Consider the following 24,343-nt stretch of genomic DNA (forward strand, 5'->3'; position numbering starts at 1 on the left):
CTTTTTTATTTATCAAACTTACAGAGTAATCTTTAGCTTACCTAACTAAATGATTTACAAAAAAATTCACCTAGTAATGGCTCTGTTATGGTTTTAAATTGCTTCAATAAAAATTAAATTATTTTGTTCGGTCGTTAAATAAAACATAAGCTTAGCCTTAGCTGCGGTAATATTTTATTTATGAGCATTTCTCAAAAGTAAGCACCCAACTTAATGGGAAATTCAATATAAACTAGTATAATTTACGGCAACCACTTTTTATCAAAATTTGGTTTGCGTTTTTCTAAAAAGGCATCTCTTCCTTCTTTCGCTTCATCTGTCATATAAGCTAAACGCGTTGCTTCGCCTGCAAACACTTGTTGCCCTACCATACCATCATCAGTCAAATTCATTGCAAATTTTAGCATTTTAATGGATGTTGGCGACTTGGCTAATATTTCCTGTGCCCATTCATAAGCTGTATCTTCTAATTCTGCATGAGGTATCACTGCATTGACCATGCCCATGTCATAGGCCTCTTGAGCAGAGTAATTTCTACCTAAAAAGAAAATTTCACGAGCCTTTTTTTGACCCACCATTTTAGCTAAATAAGCCGATCCGTAACCTCCATCAAAACTAGTCACGTCAGCATCGGTTTGCTTAAAAATTGCATGTTCTTTACTAGCCAAAGTCATGTCACAAACTACATGTAAACTGTGTCCTCCTCCAACGGCCCAACCAGGCACTACACAGATTACTGCTTTTGGCATAAAACGAATTAAACGTTGTACGTCAAGTATATTTAGTCTGTGATATCCATCATCACCAACGTAACCCTGGTGCCCCCTTGCCTTTTGATCTCCTCCACTACAAAAACTATAAATACCATCTTTGGGTGAAGGTCCTTCTGCGCTAAGCAAAACTACGCCTATACTTGTGTCTTCATGCGCATCATGAAAAGCTACTAGCAACTCGCTAGTTGTTTTGGGCCTAAAAGCATTTCTAACTTCGGGTCTGTTAAATGCAATACGAGCCACCCCGTTACATTTTTTATATGTGATATCATCAAACTCTTTTACAGTCTTCCAGTCAATTGAACTCATTTACATTATTTTTAATTATTGCTATAATCAAAAATAACTTAAATAATGCCGCTGCCCAATTTTATTGGAAAGGTTAAAGCAACTTGAAAATATTAAAAACCAATATTCTGAAATTTTCAATAAAACAAACTAGTAAAAATTTTGGAATATATTACCTTTGTTGTATTAGCTATTTCAGCTTATATAACTACTTTAAAGTACTAACTTAATTAACGCTACAAATTTTGGAAAGTAAAAAAGCCCAAAAACTTATAACTAAGATTTTATTGGAACTAGATCACGCAGGTATTATTATCAATACTGTTACTGATGATTTAAAGGAATTACGTCCTTATGCACTTGAAGAGCAAAATCCGTTGCTTGTAAAGGTAATTAGACTTACATACGAACATATTGAGGCTTACCAAACATTTGCTATAACTATTCCCGATGATGAACCTATTGAAGCTGAGGAAGGTGAAGAGGTGATGGCCGTAGATACTGATCATGACCCTAAAGAAAGTTTGGCTTATTTGGTGTCGCTTTTTAAAGACTTAAATAACAAAATGAATATTTTAGATCTTAAATACTACAGAGACGCTTTAAATGAATATTCAAGCAACAATTAGATAAATCAACTATTATGATTTATCTATTTAAAATAAAAACCGATACTTAAAAGGTATCGGTTTAATTTTAAAGTGATATTTCTAAAGAATATGAAGCCAATTGCGGCTTATTTTCAACCAAACGATTAATAAAAATTTTTAGCTCCTCAATTTCATGAGGTAATAAACGTTTAAATGCTTTTTCTACTTCTTTTGAAAACAAATTAACGTCAAAGCTGACTTTTTCCAACACAGTCATAGTGTAGTCAAACATAGCTCTTGCCATACATATATTTTTTAATTACAGCATCAAATACTTAGACGCATTTGAGCTATATAACTAGACAATTATATTTAAAAATACTTCATTTTCCAATTAGTTGTTGCAAAAAGTAAGTAATATCTTACTTTTTTAGCCGAATTGTCCACTCAAACTTAAAATCGGAAACCACCACCCCTTCAGAATTAACTCCTTGAGATTCAAGCCAAAAAGTTTCACCTTCACCAGTAGCTATAGTTGCTTTAATTGCCTCCGAAATTTTTTTATCTTCTTTACAAGAAAAAGTAATTTTGCCTGTAGCTTTTTTACTAAAACTCGCTTTATTTTGTGCTACTAACATTGAAATTTTAGCTCCACTTTCCTTTAAACCCTTCATTACCAAAGCTCCGGTACTCAATTCAGCAGCCATAGCTTGTACAGCAAAGTACATTGACTTAAATGGATTTTGATTTATCCATTTATGTGTTACAGTAACTTCACAAAACGAAGCGGTGATTTCCCGTACTCTAACCCCACACCACCATGCGGAAGGTAATTTAAAAAATAAAAAACGATTTAAATTTTTCTTAGTAATTTCCATGAAGTTTGTATTAATACCTTGGTAAGATATAAATAAAAAACATTACAATTAAACGTAATAAGTTGTAATTCAACCAAAATTTATATTACATTTCCTATTGAACCTAACAATATTTATTCGCAAAAATAGAATTGAGTTAGTTTTTGTATGTTTGCTTAAACAAAATATAAAGCCTTGAAAAAAATAATTCTTTCTACTTTTTTAATTCTCGCTACCAGTCTGTATCACATGTGTATTGGACAAGGAACTACAAAAATTAAAGGGAACAAAATTATTGACACTAAGAGTATTGAAATTTCAGATTTTAGAATATTAGAAGTTGAGGATAAATTTGAAATTATTTTAGTTCAAAAACCGACACCTAGCGTTTACATTGAAGCAGACAGTAATCTGTTAGACTATATTGATGTAAAAGTTGAAGCTGAAAAATTGAGCATTAAAGCTACCCATATTTTCAAAAAATTTAAAAAACTAACTGTTGAAGTCGGATATGTTTCTGACTTATCAAAAATCATTGCCCGAGGACGTGCTTCAGTTCGCTCAGAAGGCAATATACAAGTAGAACGATTAGCTATTGAAGCGTATGAAAACGCAGTTATAAATTTAACTACTAAAACTGATAGAGCTGATATTTTAGCCAAAGACAACGTACGAATTACCTGTGAAATCTCTGCTGCTTCCATTGGTATTCATAGTAATGATTCTTCAAAAATTGAAGCAAACATTGTGTCCGAAAATTTGAATATTGCTCAAAACCAACAGAGCAAGCTTGAAATTCAGGGTACCACTACTAAAAACACTTTATTTTTATTGGACTCATGTAATTTTTACGGAACCAATTTGATTTCAAAAAATACCGCACTCACTATTGAAGGGAAAAGCTATGCTTACGTAAATGCTACTGACAAAGTAGAACTAAAAATTTCAGGAGAAAGTGAAGTTTCCTTACTATCAAATCCTCTTATTGACTTACTAAAATTTGAGGATGAAGCAACGCTTAAAAAAACGAATAAAGCGCCAAGCTCCTTTAAACGGCTTTTTGAATGATGTATTGAGTTCCCTAATTTGAAGGTTTTTAATACGGAATGAACCAAGTTAAAATCATCAATTTATTATAAAGGTAGTGTCATCATTGATATTCAACTGCTTTTAAAGTTTGCCACAAACTATTTGAGACGATCATGTTTTAAAAATCAATATGTTTTTTATTTCAAACTATTGAGATTATTAATATCATTCTACTTACTCATTTTTATGAAAATAAATTTTAATAAAACGTCTTCAAACCTAAAAAAGTAATTATATTTGCAGTCCGAAACAGGAAGCTGTTACTCGGGGTGTAGCGTAGCCCGGTCATCGCGCCTCGTTTGGGACGAGGAGGTCGCAGGTTCGAATCCTGCCACCCCGACAAAAAATCCGCCGTTATGAGTAATTAACGGCGGGTTTATTATTTAAAGACATCGAAAATGATAGTTGAAGCTTTGCACTACAAGCTATTCTAAGAACAACAAGCTTATTAAAAATACACTTTTTGCTATAGAATTAGTATGGCTAAAACAGCTATTAAATATTACTCCGAAAATCAATTAATTATTTTACAATAGAATTTAAAAATAAAATAGTCTAAATTCAGATTGAAATTAAATTTAAATTCTCATAATTATTAAGGAATGAGTACTCCTTTAATTACGTGTACTATACCATTGGAAGCTTCAATATTAGCCAATGAAACCTCTACTGTGCCGTTCAATAACACTTTACCATCAACCATTTCAATAGTAATTTCCTCCCCTTGAACTGTATTTACAGTAGTAGCTTCTAGTAAATCACTAGCTGTAAATTTACCAGTGGCTACGTGATATAACAAAACTTCTTTTAAAGTATCACCCTCTGGTAATGCATCCAAAGCTGCAAAGGCATCATTAGTTGGTGCAAAAACAGTGAAAGGAACATCTCCCTCCAAAGTACTTACCAAATCTGTTGCTTGTACTGCACTAACTAAAGTTGAGAAATCCGGATTTGCTAAAGCCAGATCAACAATGGAAAGCAAATCAACAGGTGGAATTAAAACTCCTGAAATTACATGAACAATACCGTTAGAAGCTTCAATATCAGCCGAAATTACTTCAATAACGCCATTTAACATTACTTTTCCGTCTATCATTTCCACGGTAACCTCATCTCCCTGAATGGTAGTTACGGTAGTCCCCTCCAATAAATCACTAGCTGTAAATTTACCTGCTGCTACATGATAAAGTAAAACTTCCGTTAAGGCTTCACCTTCAGGCAAAACACTCAACGCTGCAAAAGCATCATTAGTAGGTGCAAACACTGTAAAGGGTCCTTCTCCTTGTAAAGTAGTTACCAAATCGGCTGCTTGTAATACCCCAACTAATGTTGAAAAATCATCAGAACTTGTTGCAATTTCTACAATTGAAGGTAATGGTGTTTCCTGAATTAATACCTTATCAATAACATGTACAATTCCATTGGAAGCTACAATATCAGCCATAATTAGTTGCACATTGCCATTAAGGAAAACTCCATCTTCTGTTTGTTCAATTGTAATAGTTTCTCCTTGCAGTGTAGTTACAGCTCCTGCCCCAATTAGATCTGCAGCGGTCAAACTTCCTGATGCCACATGATAGGTAAGCACTTCAACCAATGCATCGCCTTCAGGTAGTGCAGCTAATTCTACAAAAGCATCGTTTGTAGGTGCAAATACGGTAAACGATCCAGGTCCACTTAAAGTTTCTACCAAATTTGCTTGAGTTACTGCTGCAACCAAAGTAGATAATGATGGTGTTGCTACTGCTAAATCTACTATAGTAAGATCTGGTAAAGGTTGATCGTTTGGTGTTGCGGACCACGTACCTCTACTAAATCCAAGGAATGATCTTAACAAAAATTGACCTGCAATACTGCCGCTTTCATCTGGCTCACCTACGGCAATAACTAGTCCTAAACCTTGGATTCGAGTTATTATATACACGAAGCCATCTACAGTAAACGCTCCTCTAACTCCTGTTTTAATTCCATTAGGTAAAGTTAATTTTCCTCTGAAAATATTAAAATTCCTGAATTTTCCTGTAATCATTACATCAATATCTCCAGCAATTTCAGTTCCTCTAGAAGCCCCTCTAGTGATGCTTGCATTAAAATCTAAACTAAAGCTTTCTTCCGTTACATTTAATTCTTTTGCACCTGTATCGGATGAGGGTAAACTTTCCCCTTCCAAAAAGTTTTCGGAAATTTTCTCAAATTCATCGATTGATATAAGTTCTGATTCAGGCAGCGTTTCTGATACTTGTTCCTGTTCTTGATTTTGAAGGTCGGATGGATTTGCCTCTTTTTCACAGGAAACAGCCCCAATAAGTATAAGACTCAAAAATAAAAATTTTTGTAAGTGATTTGAAATAAGTGTTTTCATTTTGTGTTTTGTTAAATTATACACCAAATTTAACATCATGTTGTTTCTGTTTAATAAAACTTAATAAAAATTAAACAAACTATAGATTTAGACGAAATTCGATTTCAGAAAAACGAATATTTACAAATTAAATAACAAGAAATATCTTACAATCAGACAAAAAACAAAACCGTTAATTCTATAATAATTAGCGATTTTGATAAAAAAATAAGCCTAAAAGTAACAGTTATTAAATTAAAATCATTTCTATATGTCAATTTATCAAAAATAACTTAGCATATAATAATATGCGTTGTATAGTCATTTTTGAAATTTATTAGGTAATCCTTACGTTTAAATTTAAAAAAAATTAATTCATTGACTAAAACAGCTTTAAAAAATCAAAGAACCTTTCTTCTTTCTACAGAAGAATTAAATATTCAGTAAAAACAAAATATAAGCGAACTGAAAGTCATAATGAATATTATTTAACAGATAAATCACCCATTTACAAAAGGAAAATTTATAGAAATTTTAGTTATAAAGGGGTTAGAAAAAGAGAAATTCCTACTTCTAGGATAATCTATAAAAAAGGGAAACAGACCACAATTCAAACTAATCGAAAATTTCGAGGTAATTATTTAATATATATACAAATGTGCTGAAGAAATGGAAGCTCCTGAAATAAAAAAGCAAATACGAAACCACTGGAAAATATTACAGAAAACAATTAGACAATATGATTTTAGTAATTTATAGTACTACCTTTTTAAGAGTTATATAGTGGAACGTATTATCTATAATTAAAAAGGAAAGAAGCCTAAGCCTCTTTCCCCTTTCTTCTTTTTTTCTTCCTCCAAGGTGCATTCTTTTGCCAATCACCTGCCATAATACATCCATAAGGCACTACCTCATCGATTACTTTACCTAAGCCAAATTCTTCCATCTGGTTTCTTACGTTTTCTGCATTTTTATACGCACTTGGTAATTCTGTAATATCAATTTCATTAGAAGAGAATCGAATATCTAAACCTTGGGGTTCTTCTTTAAAAATTTCTCCAATAGTTCCTGTTTTGCTTTTTCTATGTTGGGTTCTACTGATATTTCTACCCGCTCCGTGAGGTGCAAAACCTAAGTTATTGACCGTAGTTTCCCCTTCTACAATCAGTACAGGTTCTGACATATTTAATGGAATTAATCTTGGCCCTGTAATATCTGGCATAAACTTTTTATCCAATGGTCTAGATCCTTTTGCGTGGTAAAATAAATCTCCATCTTTAAACACAAAATTATGCTCATTCCAAAGTCTGTTTTCTACTTCAATATCTAAGGTTTTGGCTACTGAATCATGAATAACCTCATGATTTGATTTTGTCCAATCTCTTATAGTCTGTAAAGCATTCCAATACGTTTGTCCTTCTTGAGTATTAAAAGGAATCCAAGCATTCTCTTTTAAAGTTTCTGGAGATAAATCTTTTCTGAAACGTTCCGCTATTTTCATTCCCTTAGTATACAATCTCGCTCCTGGTCCTCGTGAACCATGATGAGTTACCATCATCGTGTTTCTTGTTTTTTTAGATTTCCCGACAAACAAAAAATGATTTCCATCTCCTTGAGTTCCCAAATGAGCTCTAGCTCCCTGAATCATTTGCTTATCTTTCAGAAAGTGATTTCCTTCAAAAGCTTCTAACAATTCTTGTGGGAATCCAAAGCGACACCTCCGCAAGCTGGATTGGTGCGATCTTTTTTGTCAAGAATTTGGTATCACTACTAAAAATAGCTAAGAAATTAGCTGTTTTTTATCATTTATTGGTAAATAGGGCACCGCTCCAATACCCAATCAAGCTAATGGAACTTCAAATAAGAATCACATGGGAATATTTTGAAAAGATTTTTGCTAAGCAAACGAATTTCAATTTTTTGACTTAAACAAAAATCAGCAAGCCCTAAATATCACTTAGTATAAACTTTTTAATGACGAAAATTAATGCCCTCAACTAAAAAAAGCCTCAAATAAATTGAGGCTTTTGGGACAAAAAAGGTGACTTTATTTTATTGTTTCACCACTTTATATACCTGGGATTGGCCTCCAATATATAACTGTACAAAGTAAATACCAGGGCTAAATTTACCCATAGAAATTTTACCTGTATACTCTATTTTTTCAACTAGTACTTTACCTTCCAAATTAACTATTGAATATTCAAAATCCTTAGGTGAGTCTATAGTAAGTATATCATTTACAACTGGATTTGGATAAAACTTAATTTGACCTGCTAGATCCGCATCAAATTCAGGCGTACTAAGTGCTGGGTCGTCATCTAAGGTTAGATAAAAGGATTCGATATTAACTGGTTCCTGTCTCCTTTGTTCCACCTAAAGCGATTGCTACATCTTGTAAATCACCTCCAAATTCAATTCCAGGAATACTAACTATTTGATAACTATCCAAACCACCAGTGTTAGGAATTACTTTTGTAGCCAATGTAGTAGTACCTGCATCACGTTGAAGTACAAACAAATGCCCTGCTGATGCTGATGAAACTACTATTTGAACAGTGTAAGTCCCCGTAGTTTTTATAAATCCATTAGCATGTACTACTACTGATTCGCCAGCTTTAAAACCTGTTAAAATACCTTCTCCATCAAACGAATCTACACTCAATCCTGGGGATATAAAGTCAATTCTTGATTTTGTTGCAGCATCTAACTGTGTTGGCTTTTCAACTTCAAATTTTGTTCCTGCTCCATTAGGCACTAATGCACTATCAACAGGACCTTCTTCAATAACCTCAGCTGGCTCACATGATCCAAAACTATCTGTATTCCAATTTTCAACTATACATTTTACAAAATTTCCTGAAATTGTTAGTTCATCATTCAATAAACCGTCAATACTTTTGTTTCCTTGAATAACTGACGCACCTTCAAATTTATCAGATATTGACCAGTTGGCATGACTTATATTATTTTCTTTCATGAACTGCATCCATTTCTGAGTTTCATCACCTGCCACTGCGCCATCTCCACTTGCTTCAACTGTTCCCCACTCGGTAACAAATAATGCAATTCCTTTATCTAAAGCGCTTTTTGCTGCGCCTCTTAAAGCAATATGCTCTGGCTGACCTGCATAAAAATGTAACGTATAAGCCACATTTAAATTTTGAGAAGCACTAAAACCTAAATCTGCTTTTGTGATTGGATTATCTGCTGCTGCTCCTACTCCTTGAGAAAACCCTGGAGTACCCACAATAATCATATTATCGGGATCAATTTCTCTAATTGCCTTAATCACATCAATAGCATAAGGTTTAATAACTTGAGACCATGTTTCTGTAAATTGTCCAAATGCAGCACCATCAATATTATTTGCTCTGTTTTTTGCTAAACCAATTGGCTCATTAAATATTTCGTAAATAATATGATCATTATTTCCGTAAGTCCTTGCTATTTCTGTAAAAAACTCAATAGCTTCATCTTTATAAAAATGTGCAAAATGAGAATGGAAATCAACTAATACATAAATATCATTTGCAATAGCTGCGTCTATTATCGTTTTAACTTTTGCTAATTCTCCCTCAGGATTATTAAAATACCCTCTTCCACTTGGATTTACTACTCGCGAATCAGGAAAACCAGCACTTGTAGGTGGTACACCACCATCACCATCAGCTTCCTCAACAGCCATAGCTGCTCTTACAACGCCTGCCTTCCAATTTTGAGCTAAATGATCCACAACTTCTTTTGTGTAAAATTTACCTCCAACTGTTTGAAATCCACTCCAAAACATGCTGTTTCCAGCAACACTGAAAGGAACTCCGTTTTTATTTTCAATTTGATTTCCGTCTACTTGCATTCGACCATTTGTACTAACAACACCTTGAGCTAGGGCAATTGATGCTGTTAATAAGGAAGAAAAAAGAGTAATTATGCTTTTTTTCATAAATTAAAGATTGTTGTATAGTTTTTAATTGTGCATGCATAACGTTGACTTACAATTTAAATTTTACGCTTATTTGTAAGAAAAATAACCCAACTACCTACATTAGCAATTATTTTTATATAAAATAAAACCCTAAACAACATTTAATCCCACAAAAAATGTTTTAAATCTAAATTGAAACCCCTAAAATGCTTGTTAGAAAAAAAATATTACAACTGAAATACCAAAAAACCCAAGAACTCTTACAAAAACATGATATATAATTGAATATTAATTAACTAATAAACATCAACAAAAACAAAAATCGCTATAAATACATAATATTCGACAACAAGAATATTTTAATTTAAGTATCAAATTAGTTTTAAAAGTTATTTTAAAATAATCTTCTCCTTTTTTTCATGCTTTGGTCATAGATTGATTTGTTTTAACTTATTAATTATAAAATACCGTTATACCAGTTTTGATTTAAAATTAATCAAATAAAATTTACTTTTTTTTGATTGGACAATAAAAAAATATAAGCATAATCTTAGCTACAGTATTGTCGTATTTTAAAGTATCAAACAAAAAGAACTATTCTGAATAGATAATTTAATGTCGGAAACGGTATTATTTTAGTGTTTTCCTTTTATAGTATATTAAAAACACAAAAAACGTTTAAAAATTTTACTTTTTAAACGTTTTCCACTTCATAAACTAAAACTAACTAATAAATATCTTGTTTTAAATAGCAACAGTAACTCTACATTTGTTTAAATATTCGTTTGGGCTGCACCCGTATTTTTTTCTGAAAATCTTTGAAAAGTAGCTTCTACTACTAAATCCTATAGTATATACTATTTGCGATACGTTAAGATCCGTATTTTTAATTAATCGTTCTGATTCTTCAACACGCAAATTTTTTATGTAATCCGTTACCGTTCTGTTGTATAAAAGCTTAAAGCCTTCCTGTAATTTTGCTGCTGATATTCCTGTCTGATCCATCAACATATCAATGCTATACGGTTCAGCAACATTATTTTTTATATGCTCTCCAAGTTCTTGAATTGTAGATAGCTCTCTTCTAGTTAAAGAACTTGCGTGAAGCGTTTTATTTTCAATATCTTTTTTGTGATGTTGTATTTCCATACCTAAAATTAGTTGTACTGTTCCTTCAATTAAAAGTTTTCGAACAATACCCGTTTCAGTAATATCATTTAAAGCATTTATTTGTGAAGAAATTTTCAAATTAATTGAACCAAAATAAGCAAACTTATTATTCTTCATTTTTTCTGAAAATAATGAATGTACCTTAGCTATCATTGGCGAAGGCGGTGTATCTATTATATTACAAATTGAAATTAAAATGAAACGAGTGGCTGTATTTGCTCTAAAGCTTAATTTTATATCTTCAGTTTTATGCGCTACAATTGCCGTCTGAAATTCGTTTAAAGGATTTATTATGTTTGAATCGCCAAAAGATTGACCTAAATTTCCTTTTTGACAGTATAAGAAATTGACTGCGTTGTAATTTTTAGGAGGAAATCCTATTGAAAATTGTTGTTTTGAAATAATATTAAATTCAAAAAAGAATTCATTTTTTCTAATTTCAATTGCTTTTACCGCACCTTTTACTTTTAAATTATTAAGATTCATTACGTACTCACCAAATTTTTGATGAAACTCCCCTCCAAATTGTTTTTCAATGGTTTTAAAAAAATTCTTTGACTTTGATAATTTTAATGCAGCTTCCATACTATTAATTTTTTGAGTGTTACTTCGTTTGTGGTTACAAAGTTCGTGTTATAGTGCACCTTTTTTGTTACACAATTTTTCGATTTTGTTACACAATTTTTTGAAAATGCTGGATTTTGAGACTTTTATTGTAAAAAAAATGTTAAAATAAATAAAACAGCTAATTATATTCAATTAATCAGTATCGTATAGTATCATAAAAAAAATAATCAGGGCTTAAATCCAAAAAAATAGATTTAAGCCCTGATTACTATAAAGAGTATGGTACGTTATTATCCTATATTTTTAATAAAAAGTTTTCTCTTTTCAAATTAGAGGTATGGTATTGCCAATTAATTTTGAGTACTTCCTTAATAGCTGATTTTAATTTTTTAAAACTATTGGGTTTATTTATATATACGTTAGCACCAAGTACAAAAGTTTTTTCAATATCCTTATCCGAGCACGAGGTAGAATAAATAGCCACGGATAACTTGTCCAAAAGGTCATTTTTTCTAATTTCGGTAAGACATTCCAAACCATTTTTGATAGGCATATTCAAGTCCAAAAATATTACTTGTGGTAAATTTTGGTCTGGTATAGTAATATAATCTATAAACTCTTGTCCGTTGGTAAACATAGACAAGTTGGTGTTCATGTTGATTTCATCAATAGCTTCTTTAAAAAAAGTTCTATCATCTTCATCATCATCTACTAGTACGATATTTAATGGATCCTTAATCATAAGGTAATAATGATTTAATTAGTTAAAGCCTTGCGTTGGGCAATAATTTTTTGAAATAATGTTGGTGTTATTCCAGTTGTTTTTTTGAATTGACGCGACAAATGCGCTACACTACTGTAACCTAATTGAAAAGCAACTTCTGTTAAGGTTAAACTTTCGGTAGTTAATAATTCTTTTGCTTTGTCAATTTTTGTTATAATTGTAAAATTTTCAATAGATGAATATGTGTTTTCAGAAAATAAATTTGATAAATATGCGTATGAATACCCAAGCCTTTCCGCTAAATAATCTGAAAAATTTTGAGTTATTGTTTCATTGGAGTTAATCATTCCATTGATTGTATCTTTTATTTTTTGAACCAATTGTGTTTTGTGATCATTTATGATACTAATACCGTACGTTGAAAGCAAAATAGTAAGTTCTTCCATTTTTTTCATATTTACGGGCTGCAAAAATTCAACTTCACCAAATCCATTTATTTTATATGGAATAGCTAGTTTATTAAGCTGTTCCTCCAACACACTTTTAAATGTAACATTAATATCATACTTTAGTTGTAATTTCATTGTTCTATTAGTTTGATAAAATGTTTAATCTTTTTTTTAAATGATTACACAAATATAAAGTTTATATATTCAATATTATAATTTAATTTTGCTGTTATAGTGATATTATGGACTCTATCGAGCAAATAAGTTAGATAAATACTAATTTGTTTGTTGATTATAGGTCCTAATTAAATAAAAAAATACATTCGATTTCAAAAATACTTATGTCAAACACTTCAATTACAGACATGTCAACTGACAATTCACAGTTATTTATTAATATTTTTTCAAACACTATTGACGGCATTTTAATTACTGACGCAATATCTGGAAATTCCGATGAAATAATCATTAAATACGGAAATAAAGTTTTTTGCGATATGTTCCATATTTCTGAAAAAGATATTAAAGGAAAAAGTTTTAAAAGTTTACCCCAGTCTGAACGAATTTTTTATATTTTAAATGAACTCACATTAAGTAATACTAAAATAGAAACACAAAGGATTCCCTTAATAAATTATGGAATTGAAGGTGAATTTTATGATTTTGAGCTGGACATTATCCCCATATTTGAATTGCAACAATTAAGTAAATGGGCATTAACGTTTAGAGATGTGTCCGACAGAGTGGCTCCAATGGTTAGTAAGCTAAAGCAAACGGAAAGCTTTAATAAAATCATTTTAGAAAATAGCCCTGATTGTTTAAAAATTTTAGATAATGAAGGAAAACTAAAATTCATGAATTACAACGGCTTATGCCAAATGGAAATTGATAATTTTGAAGAGTTTGAGGACAAATACTGGTGGGATTTGTGGGGAAAGGGAAATGAAAATATAGTTAAAAAGGCAGTTGATAAAGCTATTCATGGAGATGTTGCTCAATTTACTGCCTACTGTCCTACTGCAAAAGGTACTCCTAAATGGTGGAACGTTAATGTTATACCAGTGGTTAACGACGAAAAGCAAGGAGTTTATCAGTTACTGTCAGTGTCAAGGGATATTACTGAACAAAGACGAATAGAAGAAGAAATTAAGGATCATAATAAAAACTTAGAAAGTAAGGTTGTTGAACGGACACAAGAGCTGATACTAAAAAATGTAGAATTGGAAAGAATTAACTCTGAAATGGAGTTGTTTAATAGAGTAGCCAGCCATGATTTGCAAGAACCACTCCGAAAAATACAAATGTTTACTAGTCGTATTATTGATTCCGACGATAAGCTGGGAGATGCTAAAGGACAATTCGATAAAATAATGGCTACCACTAAGCGCATGCGCAGCATGATCCAGTCTTTACATGAATTTACCGCAACTAAGGATACTGATGAATCTAAAGAAGACTGTCAATTACCAATAATAATTAATAAGGCCATTGAAGATTTGGAAGATGAAATTAAAATATCAAATGCCCAAATTTACTTTGAGGATCTTCCAATGATTAGAGGGTACAAAACGCTACTGTATCAATTGTTTCGAAATTTGATTCAGAACAGTATAAAATATGCCAAAAAAAATGTTCATCCTGTAATCAAATTTTCATATTCAGTTATTGATGAAGATGAAATTTTGTTTGAAAATGCTTCTAAAGCAAAAGAGTTTCATGAAATTTTAGTGAATGATAACGGTATTGGCTTTGATAATTCGTATTCTGAAAAAATATTTGAACCCTTTGAACGCTTACACGGAAAGCATGAATATTCCGGAACTGGGATTGGCCTATCTATTTGTAAAAGTATTATGCTGAATCACAAAGGTTGGATTATGGTTGATTCTGAACCAGGAATTGGAAGTACTTTTAAATTGTATTTTCCAAAATATTCTTAAAAAAAAGAGACTGCCATTATGAACAGTCTCTTTTTGTAATAAAAAATAAATATTAGTTAACTGAAGCGGATAATTCAGAACCTGCTTTAAACTTAACAACATTTTTTGCAGCAATTTTAATTGTCTTTCCAGTTTGCGGATTTCTTCCATCTCTAGCAGCTCTTTCAGAAACTGACCAAGATCCAAATCCAACAAGTGATACACGGTCACCCTTCTTTAACGTTTTCTCTACATCACCTAAGAAAGTTTCTAGAGCAACTTTAGCTGCAGCTTTAGTGATACCTGCACTTTCAGCCATGCTTTCAATTAATTCTGTTTTGTTCATAATTAACGATTTAAAATTAGTATAGTGTTTAATCCAATTCGATTATACAATCACAAATTTATATGCTTTTTCCTCTCATACAAGTCGTAGCCTACGTTTTAGGGGCTTTTGTTAATAAAACATTAATATTGTTAATAAAAGCAAGGCTTTTACCCTGCTTAAAACGTTTGAAATGGGGCCGTTTTAGTCAAAAAACGCGTTTTTATCAAAAGAAAACCCATTAAGTAAATCTTTAATTTCCATTGCTTTTTTGCCAGGAAGCTGCATCTTATTTATAAAAATACATCCTCCATTGACAAACACTTTCACCTTTTTATCAATTTCTATAATGGTACCATAAGTTTCATTGTGTTGCTTTTTCTCAAAAGAAATACTTAAAATTTTGACTTTTTGCTTTTTGTTCTTGTCGTTTAAAAAACACCATGCTGAAGGATAAGGACTCAGTCCTCTTACTAAATTATAAATTTGTTGTCCTTGAATGGACCAATTGATTTTGGTATTTTCTTTAGTTAGTTTGTAGGCTGTTTTAGGTTCTCTTTCGGGTTGAATAGTTGTTTTCACTTTGCCACTTTCAATCAAATCAACAGTTTCTAGCACTAATTGTGCTCCTTGATTCATTAATTTGTCATGCAGCTCCCCTGCTGTTTCTATTTCTGAAATTGGTATTTGCTGTTGCAAAATTATATTCCCTGTATCTATTTTCTCATCAATGAAAAATGTGGTATTTCCCGTTAAGGTTTCTCCATTAATTACTGCCCAATTTATTGGAGCTGCGCCCCTATACTCAGGCAATAATGAAGCGTGCAAATTAAATGTACCAAATTTTGGCATGGCCCATACCACTTTTGGCAGCATTCTGAATGCTACAATAATTTGCAAATCTGCTCGCAATGCTTTTAAATCTTCTAAAAAAATTTCAGATTTTAAATTAGTAGGCTGAAAAACTGGCAGTTGCACTGATTCGGCATACAATTTTACTGCGGAAGCTTTCAGTTTTTGCCCTCTTCCTGCTGGTCGGTCAGGAGCAGTAATTACTCCTACTACATTGTAATTATTTTCAACCAAACTTTTTAAGGAAGCCACTGCAAAATCAGGCGTGCCCATAAAAACTATATTTAGGTTTTTCATGCTCAATTTAATTTATAGGTATTATCAGGTTGGATGGCTATGTTGCCTTCATTTAATAAACTTTGCAATATACGAATAAGGTCAACTTCTGCGTATTTCAAATCAGCTAAAATAGTACGCGAATCTTTAGGTTTTTCTGAAAGTATATTTTTTATCTGCTCCTTAATAGCATGGTCATTAGTAGTACTTACTTTTTTATTTCTTTTTGTACAAACTGAACATATCCCACAATCACCAGATTGTTCTCCAAAATAATTTAATAGCTGCACAGATTTACATCTTTCGTTATTCTCCACGTAAGTGATTACATCTTTTATTTTGTTTAATTTATTTGCTAAATGTCCTTTTATAAATTTTGATACACTATTTATGGCTCGTTCATCTTCCCTAGGTTGTAAATACACTAATTGACAATCATAACGTTCATTATGAAAATATAAAATCTCCTGATCTGACAATTTTTTAAGTTTTGCTACCAATTCATTTAAAGATATCTTTAGTGCTTGAGAAATTTTTTCTAAATCGACCTGAACCCTTTCCACATAAACTCCTGGGTAATTTCTACCAATTTGACTAAACAAGGCTTCAAAAGTTGGGTTTTGATCAATGAAATTGTTCAGTGTACTTATCGAAATTAAAATTTGAATTTCGATAGCTTCTTTAAATACTTCGGTAAAACTTAATATTCCATTTTTATCTAAAATTTTAAATGTAGCATATACTTTGGACTTTGATAGTTGGTAACGTTCACAAAACTTTGAAAACTCAATATAATAGGGCGTTTCTTCTCCTTCGCCATAACTAATTTGCAAATAACTAGATAATTTTCGGTATACAAATTTTATAAATTCAATATCAGGAGTTTGCGCTAAATACTGATCTTTTAGCTTTTGGACTGCATTGCCTGTTTGCAATAAAAGTGCAAAAGCTGGTTTTCCATCTCTTCCCGCTCTTCCTGCTTCTTGAAAATAACTTTCGATACTTTGGGGGATATGCATGTGCACTACCGTGCGAACGTCTGGTTTATCAATCCCCATTCCAAAGGCATTAGTTGCTACCATTACTTGTACTTCATTATTAACCCACAATTTAAAATTTGATTGTTTTGTTTTTGAGTGAAGCCCCCCATGGTAAGTAACTGCACGGATATGGTTTTCTGAAAGGTAAGCAGCTATTTTTTCGGTAGATTTTCTTCGGGGCACATACACAATAGTCGCTCCCTTTTGTCTGTTTACTATTTGTAATAAAATATGCTTTTTGTCGCTAGTTTTGTAGATCCCATAACTCAAATTACGACGTTGGTATGAAGTTTTAAAAAAGTTGGGAGTTTTAAATGCTAACTGTTCAATAATGTCTTGCTGCACAGTTTTTGTTGCTGTAGCAGTCAAAGCAATTACGGGCGTATTTGGCACCAACTCACGCACTTTATTTAGCTGTAAATAAGCAGGTCTAAAATCATGACCCCATTGCGAAATACAATGTGCTTCGTCAACAGCAATTAAGGATACATTCATTTTTTGAATACGCTCTTTAACAATTTCTTGTTGCAAACGTTCCGGTGAAACGTATAAAAATTTGTAATTTCCATGAATACAATTATCCAGTAACACATCCAAATCCGAAAAAGAAGTGCCACTGGCTAAAGACATTGCCTTTATGCCTCTTTCCTTTAAATGTGATACTTGATCTTGCATTAATGCTACTAAAGGCGAAATCACCAAACAAATACCGTTACTTATTAATGCGGGAACTTGATAACAAATTGACTTCCCGCCTCCGGTCGGCATAAGGACTAAGGTATCCTTTTTGTCAATTACTGATTGTATGATTTCAAGTTGTTTTGGTCGAAAACGATCATAACCCCAAAATTTTTTAAGTATTTGCTCTGGAGTTATCATTTACAATGTGCTAAAATAAAAGATATTCGGTCGGCTACCGTTCCAAATGGCACTTCAATAATATAATGCCCATAATTGCTGTACGTATTTTTTAAAAATTGGTAAACACTTTTAGCTTGTTCATAGGTTTCATAGCGCTCCTGATCTTGAGTATAAATTTCGTTCCATGGCGGAAGTAAAAAAACCAAATCATATTTATTTTTCATACAAATTGAAGAAAAATTTGTTGGAACGGACTGATTTGCATAATTCATATATGCCACTACATCATGTAATCCTCTATCATAAAAGCTCAGTGATTGTTCAGTATTATTAGCTGCGTTAAACTGAAGGAGCCTACTCTTTAAAATTTCCTCATTAAAAGCTTCTGGGTGTGTCAAAAAAGGTTGTTCAATTCCTTTTTTTTGCGCTTCGCGAATTAATTCTCTAGAAACTTCATGTAAACAATAGTAACCCTGATTTTTTAACTCATTGATTAATGTCGTTTTTCCTGAACTAGGTCCTCCTGATAAAACTATTCTTTTGCTCGGCACGTGTTTTTTTGCTAATTTCAGAATAATTTCTTTGAAATGAAAACTATTCACCTTTGACACTTTTAAAAAATGTCTTAAAATCTGTTATACTTCCGGTTATGATTTTAAATTCCAAAAATAACTATTTGATTTTTTATTGAAGATTTTAAGCCCTACAAAAGATATTTGAGGCCTACTAGTTTTTATCCATTTAGGTGAATGTAAAAAATCGATTCAAAACAATCTTCTTGTGTCTTTTGTAAATAACACTTAATCTAATAACCATTATTATTAAAAATAAACTGATTCACTGAAACGAATGAATATCCAAATACGCTCAATCAATTTCTATATATTCAGATTTCCCACCAGACAAATCACCATTTAACCAATTCCAGTCAAAATTTAGCTTTAATTTTCCGTCAGTCGTTTTCGAAACCACACCTTCTGACCTACCTGCTTTCAACTCTCCTTCAATTGTTAAACACTGATACAAGAGTTCAATTTTTGAACTTTGCAATTCTTTCCCTATTATAAATCCTTCTAACACGCAACCTCCTTTATATTTTGCAGTAATAGTTTTTCCTTTTTGAAAATAATGAAAAATTGTTTTATCTGATGACAATCCATTTTCATTTTTAACAGTCACAATTTTTTTGTTATCTAAGTCCATTTAAATTTTTAAATTTGGTTCCTTTATAGGTAAAAATGATGTTATATTTTGATTACTTACTTCTAAACTAAGTTCTAAAAAAATTTAGAATAAATATTAAAATACATAATCCCAACCTACTCCCTAAAAATTTTCTCTATTTTACGGTTTTTTGCTAGTTCATCAACCAATTTATCCAAGTATCTGCATTGCTTGTATACTTTAAATTCATCGCTGATGGTTTCAATTCGGTAACCGCATATGGTACCTGTAATTAAGTGTGCCTTTGGATGAATATTTGCGCGTTCAAAAAAAACTTTAAAAGTCCATTTTTCCTTAATACATTTATTAATGTTAGTAGCATTAAATCCTGTTAACCACTCAATAACTTGAATTAATTCCGCCTCCGTCCTGCCTTTTTTGATTACCTTAGCAACGTAATGCGGATACACAGAGGCAAAAGTCATTGCTTCTATTTTTTTGTTTTTTGCAGCGGTTACTTCCATAGTATTTCAATTTACAAATTTTAGTTATGATTTGGTGTTACCACAAATAAATCATACTATTTGGTGCCCACACCTTTGCCTAAAACTGAAACCCATTAATTTGTTTTAAAGCTTCGCCTATAGCAAAACTTACTGCATTGGCTATGTTAAAACTACGCACTTTTCCTGTACTCGGGATTGATACATGATTGTTGTAAAGTGCCAATATTTCAGGCTCTAACCCTTTAGATTCTCTTCCAAAAACCAACCAATCTCCCTCTTTATATTTTGGCGCTAAAAAACTTTTTTCTGTGTTTGAAGTAAACAAAAATACCCTACTGGCATCCTTAATTTGTGCTTTCCACGCTTCAAAATTTTTGTATTCGGTCACTTGCAACTCTGGCCAGTAATCCAATCCTGATCGCTTTAGGTTTTTATCAGTGATTTCAAATCCCAGCGGATGTACCAAATGTAAGTGACAATTAGTACCCACACACAAACGACCTATATTCCCTGTATTATTAGGTATTTCGGGATGAATAAGGACAATGTTTATCATATCACGTTTGGGTTAGCTCTTAGTAATTGGTTTTTGGTGAAAATAAGAAAAAATGGTATTAGTATACTTTATTTTTATTCAAACTTGAATTCTTTGAAATTGACACCTAACCTAATCTACCTTTTATTTGTTTTCTTGAACTTTCTGCTAATTCTTTACAGTCTATAATTTTATTAAGTACCGAGCGTTTCAGTTCGGGTTGATACAGGCAATAAAAAACTTCGGCTATGGTGGGGTTATTAGACTTTTCAACAAGTAATTGCATTTTATCTTCTGGCTTAACCATTCCCTTTTGTAGTACGCGCACGTATATTCCTGAAAAAGTGGTGTTGATAAATTGCTTTAAAATTCCGGAATCCCCCATTTTATGACCAAATTTAAAGCATGGTTGCCTTGGTTGTGAAATTTCTACTTTTGCCTCCCCTATTTTGTACTGATTACCTACAAAAATTTCTTGCTCATTTAAACCTTTAACTGTCAAATTTTCTCCAAACATACCGTATTCCCACTCCAAGTTAGGATATAAAGCTTTCCAATAAGTGTAAAAATCGGCGCTATACAAATAGCAGGCTTTGTCTACACCTCCGTGGAAACGCCTGTCCACCACATGGTCATCATCTACATCTTCGGTTCCCAAAAAAATACCACTAACTACTGATTTTTTATAAATACCTGTTTTTACTATTTTTCCCTTGTAATTTATTTCAGTTACCTTACCTATGTTTGTTGCTATAATTTTCATCATTCTATTCAAATGTAACCTTATTTAAAAACAAGCCTGATGCTTGAGCAATATGTTCTAATTTTATTCTGTGTATTTTAGGATTTAAAGTACGTTTTACAAAATCAATATCTATTTTTCCTTTTCCCAAATCAAACAATACGCCCATCATTAACCGAATTTGATTGCGCTTAAATCCTGCACCCTTAACAATTAAAATATAAGTGTTTTCTGGAAAAAAATTTGCTTTGTATACCTCATTTTTTGTGAGGCAACAATGAGTAATGTTTCCTTTAGTTATGGTGTTTTCATTTGATCTGTGTGCGTAAGACCAAAAATCATGTGTTCCCTCAAATAATTTTGCTGCCTGTTGCATTAAAGGAATATTTAATTCCTGCTGAATATTAACCATAAATGGTGCACAAAAAGGATGGAACTTTTTACCTACCGCAAACAAATACTGATATTCTTTAACCTTTGGATGCTGAATGATATTAAAATCCTTAGTGGTTTCTTTAATACCTAGTGCACGAATATCAGGAGGTAAATTTAAGTTGAGTAATGGAAAAAATGCCTCCAAATCCAGTTCAAAGTCATCAACAAATAACTCAACGTATGATTGTCTTGCGGAAACCATAGCATCCGTCCTGCCTACGGAAAGTGTTTTGAATTTAACGCCATTGTCCAACACATATTTTAATGTCCTTTCCAGCATACGTTGAATGGTATTCACTTCAGGCTGTTTTTGCCAGCCGTGGTATCGAAATCCTAAATATTGAATCTCTATCAAATAAAAATAGCGCTTTCTCATCATACCCAACAAAAATAAGTAGTCCTTGCTTAATGAAAATCTTTACCACACAATTTTTTTGCTTTAAAAAGTCTTCAAATTTAAATAACAACTATTCTAGTATAACTTTCAAAATCCAAACCCCTTAATTCTCGCAACATTAGTATTTCTTCTTGCGAAAGCAATAGACTAAAAAAGTATCAGCTGTAAAATTTGTATGCTTTTCGGTATTAGGTAAACTTGGTTATAGCGACTAAATTTAAAATTCATTAATTTTATAGAAAATCCATTGTAATTATGCTTCAGGTTTTTAAAACTTTTACAACTGCCAGCTTGAATACCATAAATTGGGTATGGAATTGTATTACTTTTTCAGTGCCTTGGTACTCCAACTATTTTTGGGGATTAGTGTTAATTTCATTATTGGTTTGGGGTATTGAAATTTTATTTCCATGGCGCAAAAATCAAGCTATTTTCAGGAAAGATTTTTGGTTAGATGCTTTTTACATGTTTTTCAATTTTTTTGTTTTTGCCATTATTATCAATGGTTTTTACAAAGTTATTGAAAGTGGTTTTGCAAACCTTGGCATTCACATAAATTCGTTAAGTGTTATTCCTATTTCTAATTGGCCTTTAGGGTTGCAATTACTTGTATTTTTTGTAATACTCGATTTTTTTCAGTGGTTTACACATACGCTATTACACAAATATCATTTTTTATGGAAATTCCACAAAGTGCACCACAGTGTAAAGGAAATGGGATTTGCTGCTCATTTACGTTACCATTGGATGGAAAATATATTGTACAAGCCCTTAAAAACATTTGCTGTAATGCTCTTAGGGGGTTTTGAACCCGAACAGGCCTATATTGTCCATTTTATTGCTATTGCTATTGGACATTTCAATCACGCAAACATAAAAATTACTTGGGGACCTTTAAAATATGTGTTGAACAATCCTGTAATGCATTTGTATCATCACGCATACAAACTGCCTAAAGGGACTTATGGAGTTAATTTTGGTATCAGCTTAAGCTTGTGGGATTACATTTTTAAAACCAACTACATCCCAGAAAACAGCGGCACTATTGAAATTGGTTTTAAGGGAGATCATAAATTCCCAAAAAGTTTTACTGATCAAGCGGCGTATGGCATTTTTAAAAGATCAAAATAGTTGTGGTTAAACTTGCCTGCTTACTCTTATTTTTTGCAAACAAGAAATAAATATAAAATTAAAAGTACTTTTATGCTTTCGCAGAAGTAATCCATGTATACAAACGCAACAAAAAAGCACCATCATTTTATGATTTACAAACCCTATGGCTACCTAAGCCAGTTTGTAAATAATGGTCCAAAAAAAGCACAAAAAAAACTTTTGGGAACCCTTTACAATTTTCCTGAACATGTAATGTCCGTGGGAAGACTAGATGAAAAATCTGAAGGTTTATTATTTATTACCACCAATGGAAAAATTAGTAATGCTATTAATAGTAGTGCGTACGAAAAGGAATACTATGCCCTGGTCGACGGTGCAATTTCGGCTCAAGCCATAAAAAAATTACAAAACGGTGTTGAAATAGGCTTTAACGGCATAAAATATCAAACTAAACCTTGTAAAGTGAATCTACTTAAGGCGGAACCTGTATTACCCTTGCGGGAGAAAAAAATTAGAGATGCACGACACGGTCCCGTTACATGGATTTCAGTAACGCTTACTGAAGGCAAATTTAGACAGGTACGTAAAATGACTTCGGCGGTAGGTTTTCCTACCCTGCGTTTGGTCAGAGTGCGCGTAGGGAATGTACGCATTAAAACAATGCAATCTGGGGAAGTCATTCCTTTAATGCAATCACCATTGGAAATACTATAAAAGTTATAGCATATTTAACAATTTACTGATAAATACAGAGGGTTAATACTCGTTTCATTAACTAACCAACAACAGTAAACGATCCTGTTATTACCTTTATAAAATGTAAAATTTATAAATAAATTACTGCAAAGTTTTAGTAGACTTACACTGGTTCTAATATTAATTTGCTCAAATTAAATCAAAATTAATGTTGCAAACAGTATAATGATTAAAATAAAAATGGTAACATTTTTCTAATGTTACCCATTTTTATTTTAATTCTGTTATTTTAAAAAAAATATAAAAATTTTATACTAATTTTTTCCAAACTAGCAGCACTAATATCATGATGAGAAGAATGTCCTACCACCTCGCCATTTTTTAAAGCAATTAGCTGGGGTGACTGGTGCATTACACTAAATTTTTCAGCAATTTTTAATGAAATAGGTCTAAAATTTAACAAATCCAAATAGTAAATATCCACTTGATCTTCTAAACTATAAGTAGCTTCAAACTGTTTTATAACCATACTACTGATTCCACATCGCGTTGAATGTTTAAAAATAACTTGTGGCTTTGACTTTGATTTCTCTTTAATTTCATCTAATTGAGACATTTCAGTTAAAGGAATCCAAGGAAATTGCTTTTTAGGTTCTTTTGCTTTCTTATCTTTTGATCTACTAAATAATCCCATAATACATTTATTTGA

Annotated in this window: 24 protein-coding genes, 1 tRNA gene and 1 pseudogene; 6 read left to right on the plus strand and 20 right to left on the minus strand. The window is 31.9% G+C overall.

The features are described from left to right. Positions 1–242: 242 nt before the first annotated feature. Positions 243–1,082, minus strand: coding sequence for a 1,4-dihydroxy-2-naphthoyl-CoA synthase (locus GMC_RS0118260; RefSeq protein ID WP_010523500.1), 840 nt, complete (start codon positions 1,080–1,082; stop codon positions 243–245). 224 nt (positions 1,083–1,306) lie between these two features. On the opposite strand from GMC_RS0118260, the gene GMC_RS0118265 reads away from it, so the two are divergent. Continuing rightward, the gene (locus GMC_RS0118265; RefSeq protein ID WP_010523501.1) at positions 1,307–1,690 is read left to right on the plus strand and encodes a hypothetical protein; all 384 of its coding nucleotides are present in this window, start codon (positions 1,307–1,309) and stop codon (positions 1,688–1,690) included. Positions 1,691–1,757: 67 nt separating this feature from the next. Here GMC_RS0118265 and GMC_RS0118270 read toward each other — a convergent pair whose 3' ends face one another. Both GMC_RS0118270 and GMC_RS0118275 read right to left on the minus strand, forming a co-directional pair. Further along, the gene (locus GMC_RS0118270; RefSeq protein WP_010523502.1) at positions 1,758–1,955 is read right to left on the minus strand and encodes a hypothetical protein; all 198 of its coding nucleotides are present in this window, start codon (positions 1,953–1,955) and stop codon (positions 1,758–1,760) included. Positions 1,956–2,073: 118 nt separating this feature from the next. After that, positions 2,074–2,529, minus strand: a complete 456-nt coding sequence (locus GMC_RS0118275; RefSeq protein ID WP_010523503.1) for a DUF4442 domain-containing protein — start codon at positions 2,527–2,529, stop codon at positions 2,074–2,076. Between the two features lie 174 nt (positions 2,530–2,703). On the opposite strand from GMC_RS0118275, the gene GMC_RS0118280 reads away from it, so the two are divergent. Together GMC_RS0118280 and GMC_RS0118285 are read left to right on the plus strand one after the other, a co-directional pair. Beyond that, a complete protein-coding gene (locus tag GMC_RS0118280) occupies positions 2,704–3,576 on the plus strand; it encodes a GIN domain-containing protein (RefSeq protein ID WP_040472631.1) in 873 nt (290 codons plus the stop codon). Between the two features lie 286 nt (positions 3,577–3,862). Beyond that, positions 3,863–3,937: transfer RNA gene (locus GMC_RS0118285), tRNA-Pro, on the plus strand. Between the two features lie 255 nt (positions 3,938–4,192). Here the strand turns inward: GMC_RS0118285 and GMC_RS0118290 are convergent. The 7 genes and pseudogenes from GMC_RS0118290 to GMC_RS0118315 form a co-directional block, all read right to left on the minus strand. Continuing rightward, complete coding sequence (locus tag GMC_RS0118290; RefSeq protein ID WP_040472632.1) at positions 4,193–5,959, minus strand: fasciclin domain-containing protein; 1,767 nt, start codon at positions 5,957–5,959, stop codon at positions 4,193–4,195. 799 nt (positions 5,960–6,758) lie between these two features. Next, positions 6,759–7,640 (minus strand): annotated as a pseudogene (locus tag GMC_RS20300) (RtcB family protein); the annotation flags it as partial. A gap of 350 nt (positions 7,641–7,990) precedes the next feature. After that, positions 7,991–8,314 (minus strand): T9SS type A sorting domain-containing protein, encoded by a 324-nt coding sequence (locus GMC_RS20310; RefSeq protein ID WP_010523508.1) that lies wholly within the window; start codon positions 8,312–8,314, stop codon positions 7,991–7,993. After that, positions 8,286–9,881, minus strand: a complete 1,596-nt coding sequence (locus tag GMC_RS20315) for a cellulase family glycosylhydrolase (protein ID WP_010523509.1) — start codon at positions 9,879–9,881, stop codon at positions 8,286–8,288. Before GMC_RS20315 ends, GMC_RS20310 begins: the two co-directional genes overlap by 29 nt. Positions 9,882–10,607: 726 nt before the next feature. Next, positions 10,608–11,618: a helix-turn-helix domain-containing protein gene (locus GMC_RS0118305; RefSeq protein ID WP_010523510.1), complete on the minus strand. Its 1,011-nt coding sequence runs from the start codon at positions 11,616–11,618 to the stop codon at positions 10,608–10,610. Positions 11,619–11,895: 277 nt separating this feature from the next. Beyond that, entirely contained in the window at positions 11,896–12,342 is a 447-nt protein-coding gene (locus GMC_RS0118310; RefSeq protein WP_010523511.1) for a response regulator, read from the minus strand. Between the two features lie 14 nt (positions 12,343–12,356). Then, complete coding sequence (locus GMC_RS0118315; RefSeq protein WP_010523512.1) at positions 12,357–12,908, minus strand: helix-turn-helix domain-containing protein; 552 nt, start codon at positions 12,906–12,908, stop codon at positions 12,357–12,359. 206 nt (positions 12,909–13,114) lie between these two features. On the opposite strand from GMC_RS0118315, the gene GMC_RS20950 reads away from it, so the two are divergent. Continuing rightward, positions 13,115–14,713: a PAS domain-containing sensor histidine kinase gene (locus GMC_RS20950; protein ID WP_010523513.1), complete on the plus strand. Its 1,599-nt coding sequence runs from the start codon at positions 13,115–13,117 to the stop codon at positions 14,711–14,713. A gap of 52 nt (positions 14,714–14,765) precedes the next feature. On the opposite strand, the gene GMC_RS0118325 is transcribed toward GMC_RS20950, so the two are convergent. The 9 genes from GMC_RS0118325 to GMC_RS0118365 form a co-directional block, all read right to left on the minus strand. Continuing rightward, positions 14,766–15,038 carry an HU family DNA-binding protein gene (locus GMC_RS0118325; RefSeq protein ID WP_010523514.1) on the minus strand — a complete coding sequence of 91 codons (273 nt, stop codon included), beginning with the start codon at positions 15,036–15,038 and terminating at the stop codon, positions 14,766–14,768. 183 nt (positions 15,039–15,221) lie between these two features. Next, entirely contained in the window at positions 15,222–16,166 is a 945-nt protein-coding gene (gene fmt / locus GMC_RS0118330; RefSeq protein WP_029489915.1) for a methionyl-tRNA formyltransferase, read from the minus strand. 2 nt (positions 16,167–16,168) lie between these two features. Then, positions 16,169–18,064, minus strand: a complete 1,896-nt coding sequence (locus GMC_RS0118335; RefSeq protein WP_010523516.1) for a RecQ family ATP-dependent DNA helicase — start codon at positions 18,062–18,064, stop codon at positions 16,169–16,171. Next, positions 18,061–18,648, minus strand: a complete 588-nt coding sequence (locus GMC_RS0118340) for an AAA family ATPase (protein ID WP_010523517.1) — start codon at positions 18,646–18,648, stop codon at positions 18,061–18,063. Before GMC_RS0118340 ends, GMC_RS0118335 begins: the two co-directional genes overlap by 4 nt. A 265-nt stretch (positions 18,649–18,913) precedes the next feature. Next, complete coding sequence (locus GMC_RS0118345) at positions 18,914–19,249, minus strand: avidin-fold protein (protein ID WP_010523518.1); 336 nt, start codon at positions 19,247–19,249, stop codon at positions 18,914–18,916. 116 nt (positions 19,250–19,365) lie between these two features. Then, positions 19,366–19,734: a DUF2200 domain-containing protein gene (locus GMC_RS0118350; RefSeq protein WP_010523519.1), complete on the minus strand. Its 369-nt coding sequence runs from the start codon at positions 19,732–19,734 to the stop codon at positions 19,366–19,368. Positions 19,735–19,813: 79 nt separating this feature from the next. Then, a complete protein-coding gene (locus GMC_RS0118355; RefSeq protein WP_010523520.1) occupies positions 19,814–20,272 on the minus strand; it encodes a tRNA (cytidine(34)-2'-O)-methyltransferase in 459 nt (152 codons plus the stop codon). A gap of 106 nt (positions 20,273–20,378) precedes the next feature. Next, the gene (locus GMC_RS0118360) at positions 20,379–21,017 is read right to left on the minus strand and encodes an MOSC domain-containing protein (protein ID WP_238528044.1); all 639 of its coding nucleotides are present in this window, start codon (positions 21,015–21,017) and stop codon (positions 20,379–20,381) included. A gap of 1 nt (position 21,018) precedes the next feature. Further along, the gene (locus GMC_RS0118365) at positions 21,019–21,807 is read right to left on the minus strand and encodes a tRNA pseudouridine synthase A (RefSeq protein ID WP_029489918.1); all 789 of its coding nucleotides are present in this window, start codon (positions 21,805–21,807) and stop codon (positions 21,019–21,021) included. Positions 21,808–22,080: 273 nt separating this feature from the next. Here GMC_RS0118365 and GMC_RS0118370 point away from each other — a divergent pair, with 273 nt between their 5' ends. Next, complete coding sequence (locus GMC_RS0118370; RefSeq protein WP_010523523.1) at positions 22,081–22,956, plus strand: sterol desaturase family protein; 876 nt, start codon at positions 22,081–22,083, stop codon at positions 22,954–22,956. Between the two features lie 129 nt (positions 22,957–23,085). Further along, positions 23,086–23,652, plus strand: coding sequence for a pseudouridine synthase (locus GMC_RS0118375; protein WP_010523524.1), 567 nt, complete (start codon positions 23,086–23,088; stop codon positions 23,650–23,652). Between the two features lie 271 nt (positions 23,653–23,923). On the opposite strand, the gene ytxJ is transcribed toward GMC_RS0118375, so the two are convergent. After that, the gene (ytxJ, locus tag GMC_RS0118380) at positions 23,924–24,328 is read right to left on the minus strand and encodes a bacillithiol system redox-active protein YtxJ (RefSeq protein WP_010523525.1); all 405 of its coding nucleotides are present in this window, start codon (positions 24,326–24,328) and stop codon (positions 23,924–23,926) included. Between the last annotated feature and the right edge of the window lie 15 nt (positions 24,329–24,343).

The organism is Aquimarina agarivorans (assembly GCF_000218485.1).
Lineage (GTDB): Bacteria > Bacteroidota > Bacteroidia > Flavobacteriales > Flavobacteriaceae > Aquimarina > Aquimarina agarivorans.

Coding starts and splice junctions, on each gene's coding strand:
- GMC_RS0118260 (WP_010523500.1), bottom strand. CDS start 1,082: ATGAGTTCAATTGACTGGAAGACTGTAAAAGAGTTTGATGATATCACA.
- GMC_RS0118270 (WP_010523502.1), bottom strand. CDS start 1,955: ATGGCAAGAGCTATGTTTGACTACACTATGACTGTGTTGGAAAAAGTC.
- GMC_RS0118360 (WP_238528044.1), bottom strand. CDS start 21,017: ATGATGAAAATTATAGCAACAAACATAGGTAAGGTAACTGAAATAAAT.
- GMC_RS0118325 (WP_010523514.1), bottom strand. CDS start 15,038: ATGAACAAAACAGAATTAATTGAAAGCATGGCTGAAAGTGCAGGTATC.
- GMC_RS0118375 (WP_010523524.1), top strand. CDS start 23,086: ATGATTTACAAACCCTATGGCTACCTAAGCCAGTTTGTAAATAATGGT.
- GMC_RS0118355 (WP_010523520.1), bottom strand. CDS start 20,272: ATGATAAACATTGTCCTTATTCATCCCGAAATACCTAATAATACAGGG.
- GMC_RS0118305 (WP_010523510.1), bottom strand. CDS start 11,618: ATGGAAGCTGCATTAAAATTATCAAAGTCAAAGAATTTTTTTAAAACC.
- ytxJ (WP_010523525.1), bottom strand. CDS start 24,328: ATGGGATTATTTAGTAGATCAAAAGATAAGAAAGCAAAAGAACCTAAA.
- GMC_RS0118315 (WP_010523512.1), bottom strand. CDS start 12,908: ATGAAATTACAACTAAAGTATGATATTAATGTTACATTTAAAAGTGTG.
- GMC_RS0118350 (WP_010523519.1), bottom strand. CDS start 19,734: ATGGAAGTAACCGCTGCAAAAAACAAAAAAATAGAAGCAATGACTTTT.
- GMC_RS0118275 (WP_010523503.1), bottom strand. CDS start 2,529: ATGGAAATTACTAAGAAAAATTTAAATCGTTTTTTATTTTTTAAATTA.
- GMC_RS0118345 (WP_010523518.1), bottom strand. CDS start 19,249: ATGGACTTAGATAACAAAAAAATTGTGACTGTTAAAAATGAAAATGGA.
- GMC_RS0118370 (WP_010523523.1), top strand. CDS start 22,081: ATGCTTCAGGTTTTTAAAACTTTTACAACTGCCAGCTTGAATACCATA.
- GMC_RS0118290 (WP_040472632.1), bottom strand. CDS start 5,959: ATGAAAACACTTATTTCAAATCACTTACAAAAATTTTTATTTTTGAGT.
- GMC_RS20315 (WP_010523509.1), bottom strand. CDS start 9,881: ATGAAAAAAAGCATAATTACTCTTTTTTCTTCCTTATTAACAGCATCA.
- GMC_RS0118365 (WP_029489918.1), bottom strand. CDS start 21,807: ATGATGAGAAAGCGCTATTTTTATTTGATAGAGATTCAATATTTAGGA.
- fmt (WP_029489915.1), bottom strand. CDS start 16,166: ATGAAAAACCTAAATATAGTTTTTATGGGCACGCCTGATTTTGCAGTG.
- GMC_RS0118310 (WP_010523511.1), bottom strand. CDS start 12,342: ATGATTAAGGATCCATTAAATATCGTACTAGTAGATGATGATGAAGAT.
- GMC_RS20950 (WP_010523513.1), top strand. CDS start 13,115: ATGTCAAACACTTCAATTACAGACATGTCAACTGACAATTCACAGTTA.
- GMC_RS0118335 (WP_010523516.1), bottom strand. CDS start 18,064: ATGATAACTCCAGAGCAAATACTTAAAAAATTTTGGGGTTATGATCGT.